The following is a 7,091-nucleotide window of genomic DNA, read 5'->3' as shown; positions in this document are numbered from 1 at the left end:
ACAGAGTGGAGACCAAGGCTCGACCGAAAAGACAGGTGAACAGCAGGAAGGGCACGGGACCCACCCAGGAAGAGGGAAAGGTGATCACACAAAGGTGGGTGGTCCACCCCGACGAGGGGAGGCTCCCGAGGGACAAGGGGGAGGAGAGGGACGGGGTGGGGGGGACCGCCATACCGGTCGATCACGCTGCACCCGATTCCCGGGCGATCTTGGTTGAGGCTGATGGGCAGCGATTGCTCTACACGGGGGACTTGCGGGCGCATGGCCGCACGGCGTTCCGATTCGAGAAGATGCTGGCCGATGAACGACTGCGCGGAGTGGACTGGCTGCTCGTCGAGGGAACGACACTAGGACTGTCGGCATCCACCCACGGCCTGGCGTCGGAGCCCGATGTGGAAGTGCGTCTCGTCGACCTAGCCCGCGAGAAGCCGGACAGCCTTCTTGCAGTCGCCGCATCTGGCCAGAACGTTGACCGTCTGGTCTCGTGCTTCCGAGCCGCGAAGCAGACGGGGCGTTTGCTGGTGATCGACCCATACCAGGCGTACGTCCTGATGAAGCTGCAGAACCTGTCGGACAACATCCCTCAGTTCACGTGGGACGAGGTTCGAGTGAGCTTCGCGCCTCATCAAGTGGATCGCCTGAAGGCCGCCGGTCTGATGGATCTCGTGTGTGAGATGAGCGCGGAAGGCAAGGTCACTACGGATCAACTGGCACAGGAGCCTGGCCGCTACGTGATGTGCGTCCGTGGCGGGTTTGGCACGACGAAGGTGTTCGACAAGGTCGGTGCTGCCAACGTCGTGCTCGTCTGGTCCATGTGGAGCGGCTACTGGCATCGCGACGGGTGCGCCTTCAGGGAGTGGAGCGAGAAGAACGGCGTTGACGCGCAGTTCGTGCACAGCGGAGGTCATGCTTGGCGCGAGGACCTGCTCCGTCTGGTCGAGGCAATCGCCGCGAAGGAGACGGTCTGGGTGCATACGGACGCCGATCCGGATGAACTTCCAGGGCGGCGTTCGTAGCGCGGGCGTCCAGCTTGACGTGAGACCGCGGGGCCAATAATATTCAGCGAAGCTTTCATATTCATGTCCGACATGAATATTGGACAGACGGTGAATAAGGATGCCCAAGACGAAGAAGACAACCAGAGAGCTTGAAGCTGCCTTTCGTGAGGCTGGCTTCGAGGACGTTGCAGCTGATCTCGACTGCGTGCGCGTCTGGCTCGCGAGGGACGTCGAGCTGGCTGTACGTCCAGTGAGTGCAGGTCACGGACGTCCGCAGGAACTGCGCAGCGCGCTGGCGCAGCAGTGGCAAGCCAGCGCTCCGTGCGTCGCAGCAACCTTCGTCGCCGACCACTTCACCACCGGGGCCCTCGAGATCCTACATGAGAGAGGCGCCAACTACCTCGATGATCGAAGGTTTGTGTTTCGCAACAACGAGCCATTCGTGGCGATTCGCCAGGATCGCAGGATCGCCACGCAGAAGGACCGCAATCCCAACATAGGGCTTGGCGGCATGACCGGTGTTGCAGCCCAGCAGTTGCTGCTCGACGCGCGTGACTGGTGGCGAGTCACAGAACTGGCGGCGGACGCTGGAGTCGCGGCAGGAACGGCACAGGCGTGCTTCAAGCGGCTCGAGCAGTTGGACATGGTCGAAGCTGTGGGGTCTGGCCCGAGGAAGCGCCGCCGCGTTGTGAACAAGAGGCGACTTCTCGAGTATTGGGCGCAAGCAGCGAGGGCAGAGCGTACCAGAGCGCTGGGGGTCTTCCTCGCTGCCCAAGGCCCTGTTGAGTTGGCGCGTCGGTTGAGCGGAAGACTCCGCGAGGCTGGGATAGACCATGCTGTCACGGGCGCCTGTGGCGCGTTGCTTGTAGCTCCGCATGTCACGGATGTTCGCCGTTGCGAAGTATGGGTCAACGCGGCGGCCAGTGACGCAGCAATCCTAGACGCGGTCGGCGCTGATCCCATCGAGAAGGGCGCAAACGTCACGTTCTTGCGTGGACGCAACGATGCTGCGCTCTTCGGACACCGCATGATCGAGGACGTTGAAGTCGCCAACCCGCTGCGGCTGTACGCTGATCTCCTTGAGGATCCACGAAGAGGGGAGGAGCAGGCCGGGTTCCTCCTTGACACCGTCCTGGGACTCTAGATGAGTGAGCCACTGCGCGCGTCTGACTATAGCGAGTACACCACCGGCCTCTGCGAGCGGGCGCAGTTGGCGTTGCTCAAGTGCGCTGGGCCGTGGAATCGCAAGATCTACTTGGCGGGAGGTCTGGTTCCCCGCTACCTGATTCCGGAGCTTCCGGCGTACGCTCTGCCGCACGTTGGGACGACGGACATTGACTTGGTGGTCGGGATTGCCATCGCAGCAGACGATGCGGAGCCGTACGACACCTTGCTCGCGAACATCAAGTCCGCCGGGTTCGAGTTGTACGAAGACGCCGAGGGCAAGACGGTCTCCTTCCGTTGGTGCATCAGGATCGACGGGAAGACCGTGGTCGTGGAGTTCCTCACTGAGCAGGGGGAGAAGGAGCCGGGTCGTATTGTGCGCCCGGGCCTAGGGACGGGCTCCGGGCTCGGGGCATTCGAGACCCGTGGCGCGAGCCTAGTAGCCATGGACTTCGTCGAATGCGAGATCAAGGGACTGCTTCCAGACGGCAACGAGTCGTTCGGCACGCTTCGGGTGGCGAACATCCTCCCGTTCTTGGTGCTGAAGAGCTTCGCGCTGCATGACCGGGCGCTGAAGAAGCTCAAGGACGCGTACGACATCGTGTTCGTCCTGCGGAATTGGCCCGGCGGTCCGCAGGCAGCAGCCGAGTCGGCGCTACTCAGCCCCATCATTGCTGAAACGGTCGTGCGCGAGAGCCTTGAGCTTCTTCGCCGTCACTTTGAGGCGCCGAGCATGGACGGGCCCGGCAACTACGCAAGGTTCATGCTTGATGATGACGATGAGGAAGAGGAGGCCGTTCTGCGAAAAGAGGCTGTCGCTGCGGTAGCCGAGTTCGTCGCCGGTCTCAACTCGTAGTCTTCGATCCGCGAGAGCTGGGACCCAGGCGGCCGTCTCACATGCATGACAACGATACCCGCATGAGTACCTGACGTGCACCATCATCGGGACTGAAAATCCCCGTGTCGGCGGTTCAAGTCCGTCTCTGGCCACCATGCGAACACCGAAGACCCCGTCGAGTGCTGGCGGGGTCTTCTTGCGTTCTGAGCCCCGATGGGGCCGCGTCGCCTGAGGCGCTCGCCGCACCACTCGAGCGATGCTTGCAAAGCGCACGACGCTTTGAAAGAATCGGGCAACGAACTTGCAATGTTGCGCTGGCTTTGGAAGAGGGGCTGCGATGGACACGAGTCGCTTTCGCGCTCCCGAAGCGGGGCGGATCGTCCGCGCCGAGGGCGGGTACCGCGCGTTCGTCCCTTCACCTCTGCCCCCGCGGATCGATTGGGATGCCGATCTCGTGCTCGCGCTGTCGAGGGCCGACGCGGCCCTGAGCGAACTCTCGGGAGCCGGCGCCCAGCTCCCCAACCCGCATCTGCTCATCTCCCCCTCGCTGCGCCAGGAGGCCGTCCTGTCGTCGCGCATCGAGGGGACGCGGTCCAGCCTGTCGGATGTGCTCATCGATGAGTTGCGGGAGCCGAACCTCGAGTCGGCGACCGGAGATGTGCGCGAGGTGCGTAACTACGTCCGCGCGATGGAGCGGGGTCTCGAGCGGCTCTCTTCGCTCCCGCTGTCGTTGCGGCTGGTCCGCGAGCTGCACGCGACGCTCATGCAGGGAGCTCGCGGTGCGCACGCGACTCCCGGGGAGTTCCGGAGGTCACAGAACTGGATCGGGCGACCGGGGAGCACGATAGAGACAGCCGCGTACGTTCCGCCGCCGCCCGATGAGATGATCGAGGCGTTGGGTGCCTGGGAGCGATTCCTCCACGAGAGGGACGTCATGCCCGATCTCGTGCAATGCGCGCTCATGCACGAGCAGTTCGAGGCGATCCACCCGTTTCTCGACGGCAACGGCCGGGTAGGCCGTTTGCTGATCACGCTCTTCCTCGTGGAGCGAGGCAGACTGGCTCAGCCGCTGCTCTACCTCTCGGCGTTCTTCGAAAGGAACCGCGGCGAGTACTACGACGCGCTGCAGGCCGTGCGAACCGATGGAGACTGGAAGGGCTGGCTGCTGTACTTCCTGCGAGGGGTCGAGGAGGTCGCGCGCCGGTCGGTGAGGCAGGCGTACGACCTCATGGAGGTGCGCGAGCGCCTGCGGGCGGTCTCGGGAAGCGCCAAGGCCACGGCACTCGTCGACGAGTTGTTCCTCAGTCCGTATCTCGACGTAGCCACTGCCGCCCGTCTGCTCAAAGTGAGCGATCCCACCGCTCGCAAGGCGGTCGAGCGGCTGGTTGCCGCAGGCGCGTTGATCGAGGTGACGGGCCGGACGTGGGGACGGATCTACGAGTGCCGTCCGATCATGGACGTGTTGGAACGGGAGCTGCCGAGCGCGGGCTAGGGGCGGCTCTGAAGGCCCCCGTCTCGCCTGCGCGCCCGTCGTCCCCCCGCGGTGCTACGCTTCGTCCGCACGCCTCCGACGCCGCAAGGAGTCCGCATGACCCGACGCACGCGCTTCGCAGCGGCCGTCCTCGCCGCCGCGCTGGTGGCGGGCGCAGTCCCGGCCCTGCCGGCCTCGGCGTCCACGAAGCCGAGCGCCGTCGAGCCGGGCAAGCCGGACGCCGCGGAGCTGGTCGTGGGCTTCGAGCGCACGGCGTCCGCAGCGGTCGACGCCGCGACTGTGGCCGAGGGCGGTTCGGTCGCGCGCCGTTCGCCCCGGGGCACGCGCGCTCTCGTGCGCGCGAAGGATGCGCGCTCGGCGCGTCGCCTGCGCGAGCGGCTCGGGCGTGTCCGCGGGGTCCGCTACGTCGAGCCGGTCATCGAGTACCGGGCGACGCTCACGCCGACCGACCCGCACTACGCGGACCAGTGGGGCCTGCCGCGCATCGGCGCGCCGGCGGCGTGGGACGTCACGCTCGGCGGCGCCGGCGTCAAGATCGCGATCGTCGACACCGGGGTGGACCTCGAGCACCCCGAGTTCGCGGGGCGCATCGACACCGTGAACGACTACGACTTCGTGAACCGCGACTGGAACGCTGACGACGACGAGGGCCACGGCACGCACGTGGCGGGCATCGCCGCGGGCGGCATCAACAACGGCGTCGAGGGCTGCGGCGTCGCGCCGGCGTGCACGATCCTGCCGGTCAAGGTGCTCGACAAGTCCGGCTCGGGCAGCAACGCCGGGGTCGCGGATGGCATCGAGTGGGCGGCCGACCACGGGGCCGACGTGATCAACCTCTCCCTCGGCTCGCGCTACTACAGCCAGGCGATTGCGGACGCGGTCGCATACGCGCAGTCGCAGCCGCGAGACGTGCTCGTCGTGGCTGCGGCAGGCAACGACGGCTCCACCGTCTCGTACCCGGGCAAGCTCGCCGGCGTTGTGACCGTGAGCGCCGCGAACAGCAGCGACGGCCTCGCGAGCTTCTCCAACCGCGGGCCGGAGGTCGACCTCGCCGCGCCGGGCGTGGACGTCTACTCGACGCTGCCGTGGCCTACGCAGGGCCAGTACTGGGACGGCACCTCCATGGCGTCGCCGTTCGTGGCGGGCGCTGCGGCGCTCGTGCGCTCGGAGATGCCGGCGCTGACCGCCGATCAGGTCGCGCAGGTGCTCTACGGGGCCGCCGACGACATCGGCGCGGCGGGCAAGGACGACAGCTTCGGCTACGGGATGCTGCGGGTCGATGCCGCGCTCGCCGGCCCGCCGAGCGGCGCGGACGCCTACGAGCCGGATGGTACCTTCGCGCAGGCCACGCCCGCCGCGTTCGACGTCGGGTACACGCACACCGCCGACCCGCTCGGCGACGCGGACTGGCACAGCTTCACCGCGGTCGCGGGCCACAGCTACCGCATCCGGACGATGGCGCTGATGGCGGGCGCGGATACCGTGGTGACGCTGTTCGAGGCGGACGGCAGCACCGAGATCACCGCCAGCGACGACGTCGACTACGACAACGGCGACCTGTCCTCGCTGGTCTCCTGGACGGCGACCGGGAGCGGCACCTTCTACTTCCGCAACGAGGACCTCTGGAGCGAGGGCGGCTCCTACCGGATCATGGTCAGCGACATCACCGCGCCGGCGGGCGACTCGTGGGAGCCCGACGACACGATGCCGACTGCGCGCGGCATCACCCTCGGTGTGCCGACGACGCACACCGCCTCTCCGATCGGCGAGTCGGACTTCATGTATCTCGACGCGACCGCCGGCAGCACGTACCACTTCTTCACCGACGAGCTCACGGACGCGGCCGACACCTACCTGTACCTGCGGAACGAGGACGGCAACAAGCTCGCTGAGCACGACGATCGCGACTACTACGGCGGCGACCTGTCCTCGGAGATCTACTGGACGGCCACGCGCACCGAGCGTCTCTACATCGAGAACCGGGACGTCTGGCGGGGCGGAGGCGACTATCGGCTGACGGTCGAGGACGTCACGGCGCCGCGCGACGCCTGGGAGCCCGACGACACCCTGCCGACCGCGCGGCGGATCACCCTCGGCGTGCCGGCGACGCACACCGCCGCGCCCGCCGGCGAGTCGGACTGCGCGTACTTCGACCAGGTCGTCGGCCACACCTACGCGGTGGAGACCACAGACTTGGTGGACGGGGCGGACACCTACATCTACGCCTACAGGAGCACCACCGGCCAGCCGTTCGTGCGCAACGATGACCGCGACGTCGACGGCGGCGACTACTCCTCGCGGATGGAGTGGACCGCCGACTACACGGGCCGCGTGTACGTGAAGAACCAGGACCGCTGGGAGGCGGGCGGCGGCTACACCCTGACGGCGACGGACCTGTCCTCGCCGACGGTCGACGTCGAGGCGCTCGCCGGCGTCGACCGCTACGGGACCGCGGCGCTCGTCTCGGCGAGCGCGTTCCCGACCGGGAGCGCCGCCGTGCTGATCGCGACCGGCGCGAACTATCCCGACGCGCTGGCCGCCGGCTCGCTCGCGGGCGCGTGGGATGCGCCGGTGCTGCTCGTGCCGTCGTCGGGCACGC

5 protein-coding genes are annotated in these 7,091 nt (G+C 67.1%); all 5 read left to right on the top strand.

What is annotated here, in order from left to right:
• Nucleotides 1–155: 155 nt before the first annotated feature.
• On the top strand, nt 156–1,016 hold the full coding sequence (locus FDZ70_04700; GenBank protein ID TLM78039.1) for a hypothetical protein: 861 nt from the start codon (nt 156–158) through the stop codon (nt 1,014–1,016).
• Between the two features lie 100 nt (nt 1,017–1,116).
• Entirely contained in the window at nt 1,117–2,142 is a 1,026-nt protein-coding gene (locus FDZ70_04695) for a hypothetical protein (GenBank protein TLM78038.1), read from the top strand.
• The gene (locus FDZ70_04690; GenBank protein ID TLM78037.1) at nt 2,143–3,018 is read left to right on the top strand and encodes a hypothetical protein; all 876 of its coding nucleotides are present in this window, start codon (nt 2,143–2,145) and stop codon (nt 3,016–3,018) included. It abuts the gene before it with no gap.
• Nucleotides 3,019–3,337: 319 nt separating this feature from the next.
• Entirely contained in the window at nt 3,338–4,492 is a 1,155-nt protein-coding gene (locus FDZ70_04685) for a Fic family protein (protein TLM78036.1), read from the top strand.
• A gap of 96 nt (nt 4,493–4,588) precedes the next feature.
• On the top strand, nt 4,589–7,091 hold a 2,503-nt coding region (locus FDZ70_04680), incomplete at its 3' end, for a hypothetical protein (protein TLM78035.1).

Source organism: Actinomycetota bacterium (genome assembly GCA_005774595.1).
Taxonomy (GTDB): Bacteria; Actinomycetota; Coriobacteriia; order Anaerosomatales; family D1FN1-002; genus D1FN1-002.
The sequence above is the reverse complement of the archived record's forward strand: the minus strand, read 5'-3'. Positions and strand labels throughout refer to the sequence as shown.